General features: G+C 65.3%; 20 protein-coding genes. 14 read left to right on the top strand and 6 right to left on the bottom strand.

Annotation, left to right across the window (positions count from 1 at the left end; translation table 11 throughout):
- Window positions 1–312 (top strand): YqfO family protein, encoded by a 312-nt coding sequence (locus AC3B5Q_RS05040; RefSeq protein WP_021781928.1) that lies wholly within the window; start codon window positions 1–3, stop codon window positions 310–312.
- A gap of 103 nt (window positions 313–415) precedes the next feature.
- Here AC3B5Q_RS05040 and tatC read toward each other — a convergent pair whose 3' ends face one another.
- From tatC to tatA, 3 genes are read right to left on the bottom strand one after another with little or no spacing between them, the layout of a single operon-like run.
- Window positions 416–1,177 carry a twin-arginine translocase subunit TatC gene (gene tatC / locus AC3B5Q_RS05045; protein ID WP_274118661.1) on the bottom strand — a complete coding sequence of 254 codons (762 nt, stop codon included), beginning with the start codon at window positions 1,175–1,177 and terminating at the stop codon, window positions 416–418.
- Window positions 1,174–1,464: a Sec-independent protein translocase protein TatB gene (gene tatB, locus AC3B5Q_RS05050; RefSeq protein WP_021781930.1), complete on the bottom strand. Its 291-nt coding sequence runs from the start codon at window positions 1,462–1,464 to the stop codon at window positions 1,174–1,176. The genes tatC and tatB overlap by 4 nt, the downstream gene beginning before the upstream one ends.
- On the bottom strand, window positions 1,464–1,697 hold the full coding sequence (gene tatA / locus AC3B5Q_RS05055; protein WP_021781931.1) for a twin-arginine translocase TatA/TatE family subunit: 234 nt from the start codon (window positions 1,695–1,697) through the stop codon (window positions 1,464–1,466). Before tatA ends, tatB begins: the two co-directional genes overlap by 1 nt.
- Before the next feature lie 145 nt (window positions 1,698–1,842).
- On the opposite strand from tatA, the gene gspK reads away from it, so the two are divergent.
- Window positions 1,843–2,808: a type II secretion system minor pseudopilin GspK gene (gspK, locus tag AC3B5Q_RS05060; RefSeq protein WP_488392867.1), complete on the top strand. Its 966-nt coding sequence runs from the start codon at window positions 1,843–1,845 to the stop codon at window positions 2,806–2,808.
- A 130-nt stretch (window positions 2,809–2,938) separates the two neighbouring features.
- Here gspK and AC3B5Q_RS05065 read toward each other — a convergent pair whose 3' ends face one another.
- Window positions 2,939–4,999, bottom strand: coding sequence for a PhoX family protein (locus AC3B5Q_RS05065; RefSeq protein ID WP_103443552.1), 2,061 nt, complete (start codon window positions 4,997–4,999; stop codon window positions 2,939–2,941).
- A gap of 223 nt (window positions 5,000–5,222) precedes the next feature.
- Here AC3B5Q_RS05065 and AC3B5Q_RS05070 point away from each other — a divergent pair, with 223 nt between their 5' ends.
- From AC3B5Q_RS05070 to AC3B5Q_RS05125, 12 genes are read left to right on the top strand one after another with little or no spacing between them, the layout of a single operon-like run.
- The gene (locus AC3B5Q_RS05070; protein WP_021781934.1) at window positions 5,223–6,863 is read left to right on the top strand and encodes a bifunctional UDP-sugar hydrolase/5'-nucleotidase; all 1,641 of its coding nucleotides are present in this window, start codon (window positions 5,223–5,225) and stop codon (window positions 6,861–6,863) included.
- Window positions 6,863–7,285, top strand: coding sequence for a pilus assembly protein PilZ (locus tag AC3B5Q_RS05075; protein WP_021781935.1), 423 nt, complete (start codon window positions 6,863–6,865; stop codon window positions 7,283–7,285). Before AC3B5Q_RS05070 ends, AC3B5Q_RS05075 begins: the two co-directional genes overlap by 1 nt.
- 21 nt (window positions 7,286–7,306) lie before the next feature.
- Window positions 7,307–9,043: a type II secretion system secretin GspD gene (gspD, locus tag AC3B5Q_RS05080; protein WP_319298097.1), complete on the top strand. Its 1,737-nt coding sequence runs from the start codon at window positions 7,307–7,309 to the stop codon at window positions 9,041–9,043.
- Entirely contained in the window at window positions 9,043–10,491 is a 1,449-nt protein-coding gene (locus tag AC3B5Q_RS05085; protein ID WP_274118659.1) for a GspE/PulE family protein, read from the top strand. Before gspD ends, AC3B5Q_RS05085 begins: the two co-directional genes overlap by 1 nt.
- Before the next feature lie 3 nt (window positions 10,492–10,494).
- Entirely contained in the window at window positions 10,495–11,697 is a 1,203-nt protein-coding gene (gene gspF, locus AC3B5Q_RS05090; RefSeq protein WP_488392868.1) for a type II secretion system inner membrane protein GspF, read from the top strand.
- A 17-nt stretch (window positions 11,698–11,714) separates the two neighbouring features.
- On the top strand, window positions 11,715–12,149 hold the full coding sequence (gene gspG / locus AC3B5Q_RS05095) for a type II secretion system major pseudopilin GspG (protein ID WP_103443556.1): 435 nt from the start codon (window positions 11,715–11,717) through the stop codon (window positions 12,147–12,149).
- Between the two features lie 3 nt (window positions 12,150–12,152).
- On the top strand, window positions 12,153–12,584 hold the full coding sequence (gspH, locus tag AC3B5Q_RS05100) for a type II secretion system minor pseudopilin GspH (protein ID WP_021781940.1): 432 nt from the start codon (window positions 12,153–12,155) through the stop codon (window positions 12,582–12,584).
- The gene (locus tag AC3B5Q_RS05105; RefSeq protein WP_103443557.1) at window positions 12,581–12,949 is read left to right on the top strand and encodes a type II secretion system protein GspI; all 369 of its coding nucleotides are present in this window, start codon (window positions 12,581–12,583) and stop codon (window positions 12,947–12,949) included. The genes gspH and AC3B5Q_RS05105 overlap by 4 nt, the downstream gene beginning before the upstream one ends.
- On the top strand, window positions 12,946–13,536 hold the full coding sequence (locus AC3B5Q_RS05110) for a PulJ/GspJ family protein (protein ID WP_021781942.1): 591 nt from the start codon (window positions 12,946–12,948) through the stop codon (window positions 13,534–13,536). The genes AC3B5Q_RS05105 and AC3B5Q_RS05110 overlap by 4 nt, the downstream gene beginning before the upstream one ends.
- Window positions 13,533–14,609: a type II secretion system protein GspL gene (locus tag AC3B5Q_RS05115; protein WP_223271094.1), complete on the top strand. Its 1,077-nt coding sequence runs from the start codon at window positions 13,533–13,535 to the stop codon at window positions 14,607–14,609. The genes AC3B5Q_RS05110 and AC3B5Q_RS05115 overlap by 4 nt, the downstream gene beginning before the upstream one ends.
- The gene (gene gspM, locus AC3B5Q_RS05120) at window positions 14,606–14,992 is read left to right on the top strand and encodes a type II secretion system protein GspM (protein WP_103443559.1); all 387 of its coding nucleotides are present in this window, start codon (window positions 14,606–14,608) and stop codon (window positions 14,990–14,992) included. The genes AC3B5Q_RS05115 and gspM overlap by 4 nt, the downstream gene beginning before the upstream one ends.
- Window positions 14,989–15,651 (top strand): type II secretion system protein N, encoded by a 663-nt coding sequence (locus tag AC3B5Q_RS05125; protein WP_031321969.1) that lies wholly within the window; start codon window positions 14,989–14,991, stop codon window positions 15,649–15,651. The genes gspM and AC3B5Q_RS05125 overlap by 4 nt, the downstream gene beginning before the upstream one ends.
- A 274-nt stretch (window positions 15,652–15,925) precedes the next feature.
- Here AC3B5Q_RS05125 and AC3B5Q_RS05130 read toward each other — a convergent pair whose 3' ends face one another.
- A complete protein-coding gene (locus AC3B5Q_RS05130) occupies window positions 15,926–16,687 on the bottom strand; it encodes a siderophore-interacting protein (RefSeq protein WP_021781946.1) in 762 nt (253 codons plus the stop codon).
- Window positions 16,680–17,225, bottom strand: coding sequence for a PadR family transcriptional regulator (locus AC3B5Q_RS05135; protein ID WP_021781947.1), 546 nt, complete (start codon window positions 17,223–17,225; stop codon window positions 16,680–16,682). The genes AC3B5Q_RS05130 and AC3B5Q_RS05135 overlap by 8 nt, the downstream gene beginning before the upstream one ends.
- Between the last annotated feature and the right edge of the window lie 24 nt (window positions 17,226–17,249).

Below are 17,249 nucleotides of genomic sequence, written 5' to 3' on the forward strand. Positions count from 1 at the left end.
GTGTACAAGCTCGCCTTCTTCGTCCCCGCCAGTCACGTCGCAGCGGTCAAGGCCGCTGTGTTCGCCGCTGGCGGCGGGCGCATTGGTGATTATGACCACTGCGCCTGGCAAACCTTGGGCCAGGGCCAGTTCCGCCCGTTGGACGGCAGCCAGCCGTTCCTCGGGCAAACCGGCCAGGTCGAGGTGGTGGAGGAGTGGAAGGTGGAGTTGGTGGTGGCTGACGAACTGGTGGCTCAGGTCGTCGCTGCGCTCAAGCAGAGCCACCCGTACGAGACGCCAGCCTATGAAGTCTGGCGCCTCGCCGAGTTCTAGAACGCATCACGGCCATTCGCGGGCACGCCCGCTCCCACAGGGATATCACAGGTTCTGAGTATTGTGATATCCCTGTGGGAGCGGGCGTGCCCGCGAAAGGGCCCTACAATCCAGCCACAATCTCCTTGCCTGGCTCCGGCCGCTTCAACATTCCACAAGCCAGCAACCCCACCTCGAACAGCACCCACATCGGCACTGCCAGCATCGTCTGCGAAAACACATCCGGCGGTGTCAGAATCATCCCCACCGCAAAGCACCCGACGACCACGTAGGGCCTGCTGCGTCGCAATGCGGCCACATCGGCCAACCCCGCCCAGACCACGATGAACGTCGCCACCGGGATCTCGAACGCCAGCCCGAACGCCAGAAACAGCGCCAGGATAAAGTCCAGGTACTGGCTGATGTCGGTCATCATCGCCACGCCGTCCGGCGTCACGCTGGCAAAGAAACCGAACATCATCGGGAACACCAGGAAGAACGCGAACGCCATGCCGGCATAGAACAGCACGATGCTCGAAACCAGCAGCGGCAGGGCAATGCGCCGTTCACGGCGGTACAGCCCCGGCGCCAGAAAGCCCCAGGCCTGATGCAGCAGCAACGGCATGGCCAGGAACAGTGCGCACATCGCGGTCAGCTTGAACGGTGTCAGAAAGGGCGAGGTGACACTGGTGGCGATCATGCTCGCGCCTTCCGGCAAAAAGCGCCGTAGCGGTTCGGATATGAGCGTGTACAGCGTCTGGGCGAAGGGGAACAGGCCGGCAAACACCAATGCCACCAGCGCCAGGCAACGCACCAGGCGTTTGCGCAGGTCGCGCAGGTGTTCGGTCAGCGGCATGCTCGCCGCAGGGTCCATGGCAATACTCATGAAGCTTTTTCCTTGGGCAGCGCGGCCGTGGCCGCATCATTGGCCGGCACCGCGTTCAGGCTGATGCCCTGGCGGATCTCCTGTTCCAGGCGCTGCAAAGGTGCCTTGTCGAGGTTGGGCATTTCGATTTCGCGCTCCACCTGCGTGCGCAAGGCGTGCATGGCCCGGCGCGCCTGGCCCAGGCCGCGCCCGAGGGTACGGGCTGCCACCGGCAGGCGCTCGGGGCCTAGTACCAACAGTGCGACGACGCCGATCAGCAGCAACTCGCTGAAGCCTACCTCGAACATCAGGCCTGGCGGTCCGCTTGAGGTTGCTGCGCAGCCTGGCCGTTCAGCGGGCACTGTTGCTGCACGTGCGCCTGGCCAGCGGCGCTGGCGTCATTGTCGCCGCCCATGGACTTGCGAAAACCCTGGATCGCCTCGCCCACATCGCTACCCAGACCCTTCAGGCGTTTGGTACCAAACAGCAAGAACACGATCAGCAGTACGATCACCAGTTGCCAGATTCCAATGCCACCCATAGCGACCACTCCTGTAAGGTCATGAAAAGGAAGGGCAATCCTGCCTTGCCTAGATGACGTGCGCATGACGAACGGGCATTGCCATCTACCTGAAACACCCCGCGTGTTGACTGGCGTTTTTATTCCGCGAGCGAGGCACACACGGATGGGTGGAAGGCAACAGCAGGGTGCGGCCCTTTTGATGGTGATGGTGGTGCTGGCAATGCTGGCGGCGGGCATGGCCTGGTTGGTGGAGGATGGCCGACGCCAGGTTGACGATGTGCGCCTGCTACACCAGCGGGTGCAGGTGCGGGCCATGGAGCAGGCCGGCCTGGCTTATGCCGGGCAGGCCCTGCGTGACCCCGCCTGGCGGCTCAGCCCGCTGTTCTGGCAAGCCTTGCGCGGGCAGCCGCTGAACTACGATTTTGGCGCTGGCCAGGCGCAGTTGCGGGTACGCGACCAGCACACCTGCTTCAACGTCAATGCGTTGCTGGGTGCCGATGGCGAACGCGCCGAGCGCCAGTTGCGTTACTTGCTGGGCAATGACATGGCGGCCGAACGCCTGGTCGATGCCTTGGCCGACTGGCTCGATGCCGACAGTGATGCCCGCCTGCAGGGCGCCGAGAGCGCCCAGTACCTGCGTCAGCAACCGCCACGGCTGGCGGCTGACCAGCCGATGCTCGACACCAGCGAGCTGAACCTGTTGCTGGAGCCGGACGCCAGCCGCCAGGCGCGTTACCCGATGCTGTGCGCCTTGCCCCAGACCACGGGTTGGCGGCTCAATGCCAACGCGCTGGGGTTGGAGCATCTGCCCCTGCTGGAGGCGCTGTATGAAGGGCGTTACTCGCGTTCGTTGCTCAGCCGCATCATCAGCGGTCGGCCGGCGTCAGGGTACGTGGATGCCGCCGCGCTGCGCCAGGCGCTGGGGGCGGTGGATGATGAAACGTTCGAACGGTTGAGCGAAGGGCTGCTGCTCAATAGCGGGCATTTTCTGTTGCAGCTGTCGTTCGAAGAAGAGGGGCGGGTGATGCGCAGCGAATTCCAGGTGGAGGCGCTGGGGGTGGTGCAATGGCATGCCCGGGTGCCAGCGCAGCAAGTGCGGGTGCGTAGCCGGGAGCCGATAGCCTGGTAACGTTTACGGGCGCCTTCGCGGCCAAGCCCGCCCCTACGCCGGTTTTGAAACCCGTGGGATCCCTGTAGGAGCGGGCTTGCCCGCGAAGAGGCCGGTACAGCCAGCAAAAGGTTGGCTGACCGGCACTGGATCAAACGGTGCCGATTTCCCCGCCATCAATACGCTGGATCACCACCGTCGAAGCCCGCGGCCGTACGGTAGCCCCAGCCGGCGTCGCATCGGTCGCCTTGTCGGTATACGGCCAGTTCCCCGGGTGCTGAATGTTGACGAACAGCGTCTTGTTGTCCGGGGTAAAGGTAATCCCGGTCACCTCGCAACCGTTTGGCCCGACAAAGAAGCGCCGCAGGTCCACCTGGTTCTGTGCGTTCACCGGCACCTGCTTGCCGCTGGCATCCACCAGGTCGGTAGGGATCACCGCCAGCAACTGGTCGTTGGTGTAGTCGGTCAAGGTGCTTTCGCCGTTGTCGGTCTCGAACCACAGCACGCCGCGGCTATCGAAGCTCATGCCGTCGGGGCTGGCGAACTGGTTCAGTTCGGTCAGGCCGGAGCGGTTGATGTCGGCAGTACCGGCAGCGTTGGCGCCGAACACGAAGATGTCCCAGTTAAAGCTCAGCTGATCGTCGCTGTCGTGCCAGCGAATGATGTGGCCGTGGCGGTTCGGGCCGCGCGGGTTCGCTGCATCGACCTTGTCCGGGGTGCGTGCACTGTTGTTGGTCAGGGTCAGGTACACATCGCCGTTCAGCGGGTTGACCGTTGTCCATTCCGGGCGGTCCATCGGCGTTGCGCCCACGGCATCGCCAGCACCGCGGGTGTTGAGGATGATGCCCGGCAAGTCGCCGTACAGCGCGCCCAAGGTGCTGCCGCCCGTGGTGGCGGTGGCCACATCCAGCAGCAGCCATACACCGGTGCCGTCGGCATTGAAGCGGGCCACGTAGAGCTTGCCTTGGTCGAGGTACTTGGCGCCGGTGGCCAAGCGGTCGGCCGGGGTGGCGTCGGCGGGGTCCCACACGGCGGTGGACACCCACTTGTACAGGTACTCGTTGTTCGAGTCGTCACCCATGTACCACACCAGCGGCTTGCCGGCGACGGGCAGGCCGGGGGCGCAGCCCTCGTGGCGGAAGCGGCCCAGCGCGGTGCGTTTGGTGGCCAGGGTGCTGCTGTTGTACGGGTCGATTTCGACAATGTAGCCGTAGGTGCTGGCTTCGTTGCGATAGTCGTCGGTGGCGCTGGCGCCTTTGACGGTAACATCGAAACGGGCGAATTCGTCATCCACTTCGCTGGCGTCACCGGCAGCGCTTTCCCACTTGTACTGGCCGCTGGAGGTGCCCACGCCAATGCGGCGCTGGTCCTCGGGGCGGGTACCCTTGTTGACGAAGATGCCCGGCCAGTTCTCTTCGCAGGTCAGGTAGGTGCCCCACGGGGTATAGCCATTGCCGCAGTTGTTGTTGGTGCCACGGCAGTGGGTGCCAGCAGTGGAGTACTTGGTCTTGACGTGGTCGGTGCCACGCAGCGGGCCGGTGATTTCCATGCGTGAAGCAGTGGTGAAGCGACGGTTCAGCGGGTCGTTGTCGACCACCTGCCAACGGCCGTTGATTTTCTGCAGGCGTACCACGCCAGCACCGTGTGCGTTGATTTCCTTGCGCACTTCTTCAACTGGGCGCTTGCCGTTGACATCGGTAGTGGGGCCGGCCGGGTGCAGGGCGGCGGTATCGATGTACTCGAAATTGATTGCCAGCAGGCCGTCTTCCGAGCTGCCGTTGATGGGGAAGAAGTGCATGCCGTCGTGGTGCATGCCCATGGCGTTGGCCTGGTCGGTCGAGGTGTTGCTGCCGTCGGACTTCCACGGGTTGCCGTTGCTGTTCAGTGGCGTGCCCCAAGGTGCCAGCACATAGGCGCTATAGCCGGCGGCGACCACACAGGCGTCGGTGCGCGAGCCTGGGATGGACTGGAAGCCCAGCGCCAGTTTTGGCACTTCCGGCTCGGTGACTGGCGGTTCGGTGACCGGATCATCGTGATCGGAACCACCACCGTCGAAGCAGCCTGTCAGGCCGGTACCGGCGATCATGGCGATGGCGGCGCCCAGGCTGCCGCGCATCACGCTGCGGCGGCTCAGGTAGGCATCCATGACGTTGGCCATCGGCAGATTGCCGCTTTGGTTCCGGTCCAGGTTGTCGCCGGTATCTCGACTCATCAGGTTGTCCTTATGTTGGCTGAGTTGGAAGAAACCGCGACTGTAAGGCGCAAGTGTGATGATTCCTTGGCAGAAATGTTAACGAGCTTTTAAAACTTTCGGTTCTTGGATGGGGAATCTAAAGATCGAATTGGAATTTCTGTCGGATTTCTGCCATCAAACTGTAATGCCAACGCCGCAACATCCGGGACCCTGAATGGACGTGGATAAGGATGGCGATGCGATGGCGAGCAGTGTGCGCAGGCGCGAAGTGATCGGCTGGATGGGTATCGGTGCCTTGGCACCGCTGCTCGGCGCCTGCACAGCCTTCCCAGGGCAGCAGGGCGGCAACGCCCGGCTCGACTTGCTGTACGTCGCCGATACCCTCGATGCCCGCCAGCCTGGCCAGGCGGTGGTACCGGCTACCCGGCTGGGGCCGGTCAGCCACTTGGGCCGTGCGCCCTGGATGACCGGCAGCAGCGCCAGCATCGCCTACCCGCAACTGGCGCCGCTGCTCGATGCCCGCCAGGCAACGACGGCCCCGCTGGGCGGTTATGCGGTGCTCGCGGCGTTGCTGGAACAACTGCGTGGCGAGGCCGGTGCGGGCAACAGCCTGACCCTGGAAAACGGCCAAGGCTGGAATGGCAGTGGCCTGGCCTACCTGACCCAGGGCGAAAGTGGTGTGCAAGGCAGCCAGCTGTTGGGCATCGAAGCGCGGGTCAGCAGCGACGAGCGTGTGCTGTGGCCGCAACGCTGCATGGGCCTGTATCGCCAGGCCAGCGCCATTACCCTCGGCGCCGGGCTGGCTGACGCACAACGCCAGGCACTGGGCGTGCAAGGCCTGCACATTTTCGAGCGCGGCGGTGCCCGTATTGCAGTGGTTGGCGTGACCGACCCGTACGCACAGGACCAGAAAGCCTCTCTTAAACAGTGGTATCAGTCACTGCTGCCGGTATTCGAGCAAGCCCGGCGCGAGGCTGACCTGGTGGTGGCCATGGCCGATGCAGGCACGGGCCCCGGCTTGTGGCTGGCTGAACGGGTGCCGCAAATCGACGTGCTGTTGTGTGCCCGTGGTCAGGACCTGTGGCCGGCACCGGTCGAGGTCACCCAGGCCAGCGGTCGGCGCGTGCCGGTGCTGTTTGCCGGCTGCCGGGGCAGCGGTGCCTTCCGCCTGCGCTGCCAGCGAGTGGCCGGCCAGTGGCAGTTCGACGGGCGTTTTTTCCCGGCCTTTGAACAGCAACTGGCGCCTGCCGCGCAGCTGCGTGTCGCGCAATTGCAGGCACAACTGCGCCAGCAACGGGCCGGCCACGCGGCCTGGCTCGACCAGCCGCTGGCCCGCGCGCCCCAGGCCTTGTGGCGCCGCGATACCCGTGGCGGCAGTTGGGACTGCCTGCTGCATCAAGCCTTGGCCGACGATAGCAGCATGCCCGTGTTGCTGCCGGGCCTGCGTTACGACTACCCGCTGTCCGCCGGGGCGCCCATTACCCGCGAACACCTGATCAGCCTTACCGGTGGTTACCCGGCGCCAGTGGTCGAGGCACCGGCCAGGCAGGTCGAACAAGTGCTGGAAAACGCCGCTGAACAATTGTTCGGTGACCCGCTGCTGCTGGACAACAGCCAGGACCTGCCGCGCTGGCAGGGCCAGGCCTGGAGCGTCAGCTACAGCCCACAAGGCAAGCGCATCACGGGGTTGGAGCCGGTGCAGGGCCTGTGCCGCACCTTTGGCTTGCAATTCGAAAGCCAGGCCGGCGAGCCACTTTGGCAGCGGGTCGAGGCCTGGCTCGCCCGCCAGCCTGACGGTTGGCAACTGGCGCCGCTGCAACTGCCCGAAGTGCGTTACGTGCAGGGGCACCCAGGCTGGCACCCACGGCAATTGGCCTCGTGATGCTCACCTCGCGTCTGCTCACCGGTGCTGGCCTGACCTTGGCCGGCTGGCTGTCTGCGCAGTGTGTGCTGCAGCTGAGCCGGCAGCCACACCCGGCCACGGCACCTGCGGTGGCCGATAGCCCGCTGCCCGGGCTGATGGTCGGTCACTGGCAGGCGCCGCCCGACAACGGCGCCATCACCATCACCCGTCTGCCGCTGCAGTACCTCGGCGGCCTCAAGGCCCAGCCATTGGCCGCCAGTGTGGTGGTGCTGCGCTACGGCCAGCAAGTGCGCACCCTGGCCCGCGGTCAGCGCCTGGCGCCAGGGATCGTGCTGCAGGACATCGACAGCGATGGCCTGATTTTCAACAACCAGGGGCGGCGTGAGCGCCTGCCCTGGCCGCCACGCCCCGCCGTGACCGGCTTCAAGCGGCAAGGATGAACGATGCCTGTTAGATACTGCATGGCGGCTGCGCTGAGCCTGGCCTTGTCCATGGCCTATGCCCAAGAGCCGGTGTTCGATGACAACGGTACGCCGATGTACGAAGTGAATTTCGTCGATACCGAACTCGGCGAGTTCATCGACAGCGTGTCGCGCATCACCGGCACTACCTTCATCGTCGACCCCCGGGTCAAGGGCAAGGTCACCGTGCGCACTGTCGACCTGCACGACGCCGACGCCATCTACGACATCTTCCTGGCCCAACTGCGCGCCCAGGGGTATGCCACCGTCGACCTGCCCAATGGCAGCGTGAAGATCGTGCCCGACCAGGCCGCGCGCCTGGAGCCGGTGCCAGTGGAGGCGGGCGGGCGGCAGGGTGAGGGTAGCGACAGCGTGGCCACCCGCGTATTCAACGTGCGCAACGCCGCCAGCGAACAGGTACTGGGTATCCTCAAACCGCTGATCGACCCGCGGGTTGGGGTTATTACACCGTACCCGGCGGCGCACCAGTTGGTGGTGACTGACTGGCGCAGCAACCTCGAACGCATCGCCAGCCTGCTGCGCCAGCTTGACCGCCCTCAAGAGGCACCGGGCAATGGCAGCACCCAGGTGATCTACCTGCGCCATGCCAATGCCGGTGAAGTGGTCAAGGTGCTGCGAGGGCTCAGCCAGGAAGGTGCGGTGCCGGCTGAGGGCGCGGGTGAGGCAGAGGGCAAGGACCGGCCGGTGATGCCAGCCTCCGGTGGCTCGGGCATCCGCCTGGAATACGAAGAAGGTACCAATGCCGTGGTCATGGTCGGCCCCGACAGCGAGCTGGCAGCGTACCGGGCCATTGTCGAGCAACTGGACATTCGCCGTGCCCAGGTGGTGGTCGAAGCGATCATCGCCGAGGTGTCCGACAGCAGCGCCCAGGAGCTGGGCGTTCAGTGGCTGTTCGCCGACGAGAAGTTCGGCGCCGGTATCGTCAACTTCGGCAGTAACGGGGTGAATATCGCCAGCATTGCCGGGGCCGCCGCGAGTGGCGACAACGAGGCCCTGGGTGACCTGTTGTCCACCACCACCGGTGCCACGGCGGGCATCGGCCATTTCGGCGGGGGCTTCAACTTCGCCATGCTGATCAACGCGCTGAAAGGCAAGAGCGGCTTCAACCTGCTGTCCACGCCCACCTTGCTGACCCTGGACAACGCCGAGGCATCGATCCTGGTTGGCCAGGAAGTGCCCTTCGTCACCGGCTCCGTGACGCAGAACAACGCCAACCCGTACCAGACCATCGAGCGCAAGGAAGTCGGGGTGAAGCTGCGTATCAAGCCGCAGATCAATATCGACAACAGCGTGCGCCTGGACATCGTTCAGGAGGTGTCGTCGATTGCCGACACCAGCTCGGCCAGCGACGTGATCACCAACAAGCGCGAGATCAAGACCAAGGTCATGGTCGAGGACAACGGCCTGGTGATACTTGGCGGCCTGATCAGTGACGAGTTGAGTACCAGCAACCAGCGTGTGCCGCTGCTCGGCGACATTCCTTATCTTGGCCGGTTGTTCCGCTCCGATGCCACCAGGAACGCCAAGCAGAACCTGATGGTGTTCATCCGCCCGCGCATTCTGCGCGACGGCCCGAGCCTGGCGGGCCTCAGTGAAGACAAGTACCGCACCCTGCAGCAGACCACACCGCTGCAATTGCCCGACCTTGCAGAGGGCACGCGGCTGTTGCAGGTATTCCCCGCCAGCCGCGCACGCCTGGAAGGCGGTGACTGGTGATGCTGCCCTATCGCCAGGCACGGCAGAGCGGAGTGGCCATGGCCCCGGCAGAGCAGGGCTGGCAGCTATGGCTGCGGCCCGACGCCGACAATGCCCAGTTGCAGGAGTTGTTGCGTGTGCATGGCCAGCCAAGCCTGCTCGAATATCTGGAACCTGCGCTGTTCGACGAGCGCCTTGGCCAGCTGTACCAGGCCGGCGATGCCGCCACCGAGGCGCTGATCGAAGGCATCGGCGACCAGGTCGACCTGGATAGCCTGATGAGCGAGATGCCGCGCATCGAAGACCTGCTTGAAAGCGACGACGAAGCGCCGGTGATCCGCCTGATCAACGGCCTGTTCGGCCAGGCGCTGCGGCTGCGTGCCTCGGACATCCATATCGAGACCTTCGAGCAGAGCCTGGTGGTTCGTCTGCGGGTCGATGGCCACCTGCGTGAGGTGCTGCGTCCACCGCGTGCGCTGTCGGCCATGCTGGTATCACGGATCAAGGTCATGGCCCGCCTGGACATCGCTGAAAAGCGTCAGCCCCAGGACGGCCGCATCACCTTGCGCGCGGCGGGGCGCGAAGTGGATGTACGAGTCTCGACCTTGCCCGGCATCCACGGCGAGCGGGTGGTGATGCGCGTGCTCGACAAGCAGGCCAGCCTACTGGCGCTGGATAACCTGGGCATGCCGGCAGCGGTATTGCAGGGCCTGCGCAGTTGCCTGGCGCGGCCCAACGGCATTGTGCTGTCCACCGGGCCGACCGGTTCGGGCAAGACCACGACCCTGTACGCCAGCCTGAACAGCCTCAACGATGGCAGCCGCAACATCCTTACCGTCGAGGACCCGGTGGAGTACGCCATCGCCGGCATTGGCCAGACCGCGATCAACCCGCGTGCGGGGCTGACGTTTGCCAGTGGCCTGCGCGCCATCCTGCGTCAGGACCCAGATGTGATCATGCTCGGCGAAATCCGCGATCAGGAGACTGCACAGATCGCCGTGCAGGCCAGCCTCACCGGCCATCTGGTGCTGTCGACCTTGCACACCAACAGCGCGGTAGGCGCAGTGACCCGCCTGCGCGACATGGGCATCGAGCCCTTCCTGATTGCCTCGTGCCTGCGCGGCGTCCTGGCCCAGCGCCTGGTGCGGCGTTTGTGCAGCTGTGCCGTGGCGCACCCGCTACAGGCCGCCGAGCGCGAGCTGTGGCCCGAGCTGGCGGCACTGGACAGCACTTATCACGCCGTGGGCTGCGAGCAGTGCCAGGGCAGCGGTTATATCGGGCGACTGGGGCTGTACGAGTTTATCGAACTGGACGCTGGGCTCATCGGCTTGTTGTACGACGGCGCCAGTGAGCTGGCCATGCAGGATCATCTGGCTGATCGGCGCCAAAGCCTGGTGGCGATGGCCAGCGATTGCCTTGCTCGCGGCGAGACCAGCCTGGCCGAAGTACTGCGCGTGGTACAGGGCTAAGGCATGCCAACCTATCGCTACCAGGCCGTTGACCTCGCCGGCAAATTGCACAAGGCCAGCTTGCAGGCTGACAGTGAACGCCACGCTCGCCAGCTGTTGCGCGAGCAGGGCCTGTTCGCCCGCCAGTTGCAGCGTCATGAAGCCGGCAGCCGACAACCCCGTCGCCAGCGCCTGAGCCGCGCCCAGCTGTGTGAGCTGACCCGTCAACTGGCCACCTTGACCGGGGCCGGCATTCCCTTGGTCGATGCCCTTGCCACCCTTGAACGGCAACTGCGTCAGCCCGCCCTGCACAGTGTGCTGGTGGCCTTGCGCGGCTCGCTGGCCGAAGGCCTGGGCCTGGCCCGCAGCCTGGCCCGGCAGGGCGCACCGTTCACTGGTCTGTACTGCGCGCTGGTCGAGGCCGGCGAACGTTCCGGGCACCTGGCCCAGGTGCTGACCCGCTTGGCCGACCATCTAGAGCAGGTGCAACGCCAGCAACACAAGGCCCGTACTGCGTTGATCTACCCCACGGTACTGATGGGGGTGTCGCTGGCCGTGGTCATTGGCCTGATGACCTTCGTCGTGCCCAAGCTCACCGAACAGTTTGCCCACGCCGGGCAGAGTCTGCCGCTGATTACCTCGTTGCTGATCGGCTTGAGCCAGGCGGTGGTGCAGGCCGGACCGTGGTTGCTGGGGCTGACGTTGATGCTTGCCGTGCTGGCTGGATGGTTGCTGCGCAAACCGCACTGGTGTCTGCGTCGCGACCAACTGCTGCTGCGCCTGCCACGTATTGGCAGCCTGCTGCAGGTGCTGGAAAGCGCACGTCTGGCGCGCAGCCTGGCGATTCTCACTGGCAGTGGCGTGGCCCTGCTCGAAGCCTTGCAAGTGGCCACTGAAACCATCGGTAACCGGCGTATCCGCCTGGCCATGGAGCAGGTGCGCCAACACGTGCAGGGCGGCACAAGCCTGCACCGTGCGCTAGATGCCAGCCAGCAATTCCCGCCGCTGCTGGTGAATATGGTCGGCAGCGGCGAGGCCAGCGGCACCCTGGCGGACATGCTCGAGCGCGTGGCCGACGACCAGGAGCGCGGCTTTGCCCGCCAGGTCGATACCGCCATGGCGCTGTTCGAACCCCTGATGATCCTGGTGATGGGCGCTGTGGTGCTGTTCATCGTGCTGGCGGTGCTGCTGCCGATCATGCAACTCAACCAGGGCCTGCAATTGTGACGACAAGGAGTATTGCCATGCAGCATCGAAGTAACCGCCAACGCGGCTTCACCCTCATGGAAATCATGGTGGTGATCTTCATCATCGGCCTGCTGATCGCCGTGGTTGCGCCCAGCGTGCTGGGCAACCAGGACAAGGCCATGAAGCAGAAGGTGATGGCCGACCTGGCCACCCTGGAGCAGGCACTGGACATGTACCGTCTGGACAACCTGCGCTTCCCCAGTAACGAACAGGGCCTGGCCGCGCTGGTGAAAAAGCCGGCTCAGGAGCCGCTGCCTCGGGCTTGGCGCAGTGATGGCTACGTGCGTCGCCTGCCGGAAGACCCGTGGGGCACCCCTTACCAGTACCGCATGCCCGGCGAACACGGCCGGGTCGATGTGTACTCGTTGGGCGCCGATGGCATGCCGGGTGGCGAAGGCCAGGATGCCGACCTGGGTAACTGGGCGCTGTAACCGGTGCGCGGTCAGCGTGGCTTCAGCCTGATCGAGCTGCTGGTGGTACTGGCCATCGCCGGGCTGATGACCGGGCTGGCGGTAGTCGGGCTCGGCAGTGGCCAGGCCCGTGTCGACCAGGCCTTGCAACGATTGGCGGCCGAGACTCGCGGCCAGGCCGCGCTGGCCCGGCATGCCGGGCAACTGCGCGGGCTGCGCTGGAATGGCCAGCGCCCGGAGTTCGTGCGCCGCGAGGCCAATGCCTGGGTGGTCGAAGCGGTGCCGCTCGGCGACTGGCCCAAGGGCCTGCACCCGGACTGGCCGGCCAGCCCGCAACCGCGCGTGCTGTTCACGCCGCATGGCTGGGCGCAGTCGGGTAGCGTGCGCTGGCGCTGGGCCGATGGCAGTCAGCAATGGGCCTGGAGCCGCACCGATGGCATGTGGGTAGTGCCATGAAGCAAACACAGCGTGGTTTCACTCTGCTGGAGGTGACCGTAGCCCTGGCGATCGCTGCCGTGCTGGCGGTGATCACCAGCCAGGTACTCCGCCAGCGGCTGGCTGTGCAGGACAACCTGCAACAGCACCGCCTTGGCTTGTTGTGCGCGCGTGAGCTGCAAGCACGCTTTGTCGTCGAGCAGTACTGGCCTGCCGAAAACCAGGTAGCCGGCGAGCTTGGGCAAGGTGGCCAACTGTGTCACTGGCAACTGCAACTGCGCCGCACCGGCGTGCGCGACCTGCGCCGTGGCGAGCTACAGCTGTTCGCCGACCGCGAGCAGCGCCTGCCACTGGGCCAGTACACCGTGTTTCTGGAGCGCCCATGAAACGCCACCAGGCAGGCCTGACCCTGATCGAACTGATGGTCGCTCTGGCCCTGACTGCCGTGCTTGGCATCATGCTGGCTGCCTTGGTCAACGGCTGGCTGAAGGTGCGCGAGCGCCTGCAGCACACCAATCAGCAAACCTCGGTGCTGGACTTTTGCCTGGCGCTGGAGCGGCGCTTCGACAGCCCGGTGCTGCGCCGTGTCTACGACCAGCGTCTGCCGTTGGCCAGTCGTTGGCTGGACTGGCAGCCCGCCAGTAACCAGTTGCTGTGGGTCGCCAGCACCGGCCTGCCGGCAGCCGAAGGTGGCTCGCGCCTGCAACGCCAGCGCCTGCGCTTCGAGGCCCGTGAGCAGCGCCTGCTGCTGGAAAGCTCGGCGGATTTGTACGCCGCCGTCGCCCCACGCTGGGTACAGCGCGAACGACTCGACCAGGTCAGCGCCATGAACGTTCTGTACTACCAGGGCGGCCGCTGGCTGGCCTGGCCTTCTGACCAACCGGTGCACCCAGGCCGTGGCGTGCGTCTGGAACTGCTGCGTGATGGAGCCCCCTATGTCTGCACCTTCGCCCTTCCATGGGGGCGCTCATGAAATTTGAATGGCGGCGGCGTACGCCGGCCCAGGCGTGGCTATTGCTGCGCCCGGGTGCTGTCTGGCACTGGGCGCTGGTCCAGGAGGGTATTTTGCAAAGCCAGGGGCAGGGTGAGCCACCGGCCAACCCGCAGGCCCATGTTGCGCTGGTTCTGCCTGCCGAAGCCTGCAGCCATTTTCGCGTGCCGGCCCCGCCCGGGCTCAAGCGCGAAGAATGGCCTTTGTTGCTTGAGGATCGCTTGCTGCAGGCCCCGCATGAGGTGGCTTGTGCCTGCCTGGCCCGTGAACCCGGGCACCTTCGCCTGCTGGTAGTGGCGCGTCAGCAGCTGGATGACTGGCGTGGCCAATGTGCCGCCTGGGGCTTGCAGGTGGTGCGCTGCTGGGCGGAGCTGCAGTTGCTGCCGCTGCCCGAGCCAGGATGCGCCTGGCAATGGCAGCGTATGCCCGGCATGTCCTGTTACAAAGGGCTGGCCGAAGACGGACAGGAACACTGGCTGGCCTGGCCTGATGCCTTGGGTGGGGTGCCGCAGCCACCGTGGGCAGGGCTGCACAAGACGTCGCTGAGCGGCAACTGGCCCACCGTATTTGCGCCGCTCGACACATTACCCGGTCTGTTCGAACGCACCCGCAAAGTCCGCTCGTTGCCGGTGGCGTCCCGCCAGCAGCAGCGGCTGCTGGCGGCTTGCCTGATGCTGGCCACCGTTTGGGGTGGTTTGTGGTTGAGCCAGCAATGGCGCCAGGCGCAACTCTGGCGCAGCCAGGTCATTGCCGTGACCGGCGAGCAGGCCAGCCCTCGGCACGCGGCGCAGGCCCTCAAGCGCCTGCGCGAGAGCGTACTGCAGCAGCAACTGCGTACACGTCAGCTAGACGACCTGCAGGCTCGCTTGCAGGCCTGGCTGCGTGCCAACCCTGATTGGCGCCTGCAAGCGGTGCGCTTCGATGGTCAGCGTTGGCACCTGCGCCTGGAGGGCGAGGGCAATGCGCCGCCATGGCGTGATATGGCAGCTGCCGCTGGCGCCACAGTGCAGGTTCAAGAAGGCCGGGTGATCTTCGACTTGGGAGCCGCCTCATGAACCGGGACTGGTTACAGCGTCATCGCTTCAAGTTCGCCTGGGGACTGATCGCTCTGCTGCTGGCCGTCCTGGCCCTGCGTGAAGGCGTTGCGCAATGGCGCGAGCTTGGCCAGTGGCGCGCGCTGGCCGAACAGGCGGCCAGCCTGCAAGGCGGGCCCGGTGTGAACCTGGAGCGGCTACGTCAGTCGGCCCAGGCCCGTGGGATCGAACTGACCGAAGTCGATACACAAGACAAGGCCTGGCAGCTGCGCGGGCAAGTGGCCGATGAGCGCATGCTGCAAGGCTGGCTGCAGAGCCTGCGTGCAGAAGGCGCACTGCCGTTGCAATGGGGGCTGGAGCAGCAGGGCAAGGCTTTGCGATTCGATCTGGTGGTGCAGCCATGAGCCGCAGAGCAGCAATGGCCTGGGTGCTATTGGTATTCGTGCTCACGCTGTTTATCGAGCTTCCGGCCAAGTGGTTGGTGCGTGCGTCCGGCCTGCCGATACGTGATGTCAGTGGAAGCCTTTGGCAAGGGCAGGCACAACAATGGGGGCCGGTCGGGCCTTTGCGCTGGACGCTGCAGCCCTGGCGCTTGCAGGCGAATGCGCAGGTGGGGTTCCAGGGCCAGGCCTGGCAGTTGCTTGCAGAAGGCTGGCCTTGGCGTTGGCGGCTGGAGGTATCAGCCAAGGGGACTTTGGCGACGGTATCGACGGATTACCGCCTGGCCGGCCAGTGGCAGGGTGTGTTGAAGATGCAAGGGGCAGGGCGCCAATGCCAAGCCAGTGAAGGCCGCGTGATCGTAACCGACCTTGCGCTGAGCGACCCTTGGTCACTAGGCCTTGGGCACGGCTGGCTGGAAATGGACTGCCGCAGTGGCTGGCACCTGCGCGGGCAGTTAGCGCAGCAAGGGCAACATCAACTGGGCGTGGATGCCGACCTGCCAGGGCGCCGGGCGCAGGTGGTGTTCCAGCTGCAGCCTGAAGCGCCGTTGACGCCATTGTTGCGTGGGGCCCAATGGCTCGGGCCGCAGGCCCTGGCGGGGCAGCGAGACCTTCGTTGGTAAGCAACAACGTGGCGTGGCGCCCTGTAGATACGCTGTGGGCGGTCGAGCTTTTCTGAGGTGGTCGGGGCTGAACCGCTTGGTCTTATCAAATGGTTCAAACCGCGACGCAGGCGGCGCTTTGCGTGGCACCGGCTGCGCCGGTGTTCGCGGGTGAACCCGCTCCTACAACGGCCTGTGCCAACAACCGATTTGTGTCCAACCGCCGATTTGCGTCCATCCCCGATCAGTGTAGGAGCGGGCTTGCCCGCGAAGACGGCAGATCAGGCAATCACGATCACTCGTCGTCGGCGGTCCCGTTGGCCCGCCAGTAGGCTGCAGCCTTTAGCGCGTCTTCCTTTACCCCTTTCTCCAGCAACAACGCCTTGGCCTGGCGAGTCAGGGCTTTCTCCAGCGCCACCCAGGCATACAGCTGGCCTTGCGGCAAGCTCAGGTTTCGCACCAGTGCCAACAAGTCTTCCTCTTGGCGACGTACCCAGATCACTTCCACCTGGGCCTTGCTTGGCAGCGGCTGGCGCTCCTGCTCGTCTTCTATCTGGATCACTGCCAGCACCTGGCGGCCGGCTGGCAACTCCTCCAGCCGACGGCCAATTGCCGGGATGGCAGTCTCATCGCCGATCAGCAGGTAGTTGTCGAAAATATCCGGTACCACCAGCGAGGCCCTTGGCCCGGCGATGTCCAGGGTTTGCCCGGGCGTGGCCTGTGCGGCCCAGGTAGAGGCAGGGCCGTCGCCGTGCAGCACGAAGTCGATGTCCAGCTCATTTGCCACCAGGTCGATGCGCCGTGGCGTGTACTCGCGCATGGTAGGCCGCGCGCCACCGTCCTTACCCAGATTACGGGCCTCGATGGCCTGTTGTTGCTCCGGCGTTTCGGCGAACAGCAGCTTGATATGGTCGTCGCTGCCCATGCTGGTAAAGCCTTGCAGCTCGGCACCCCCCAAGGTGATGCGGCGCATGCGCGGGGTCAGCTCGGTGACCCGAAGTACCTGCAGACGGCGCTGGCGGATCTCATGGTTTACGCGGTGAACGGTGTCACTCATTGGGCGTCTCCCTGAAAGGTTCGGTTGGCCCGGAGGCAATGGCCTTGGCGGCATGGTTGAGCAGGTCACGGACCCGTTCGATTTCTTCCGCGGTCCAGCGGCCGCTGTGCATGTGCAGTGCATGGCGCAGGTTGCCGACTGCTTCATGAATCTCTGGTGGGCGGTCGTGGCCGCGCAGGGCGCGTTTGCTGACCTCGATGCGCATGCGCACGCCATCCAGGGCTACCGCCTGATCCGCCAAGGCGCTGCGGCCGGCATCGGTGATGGCATACAGGCGTTTGCTGCCCTGCACCTGGCCGCTGATCAGCTCGGCTTCTTCAAGAAAGTTCAGCGTGGGGTAGATCACCCCGGGGCTTGGGCTGTAGCTGCCTTCGAACAGGTTTTCGATCTGGCGGATCAGGTCGTAACCGTGGCCGGGTTGCTCGGCCAGCATGTCCAGCATCAGCAGCTTGAGGTCACCAGGGGCGAAGACCCGCGGGCCGCGTTCGCCACGGCCGGGGCGCCGCTCGAAGGGGTCATGAGGGTGATGTTCGCGCATAAGAATAGGGCTCTGTCGTTTGCG

The organism is Pseudomonas sp. D5(2026) (genome assembly GCF_057766845.1).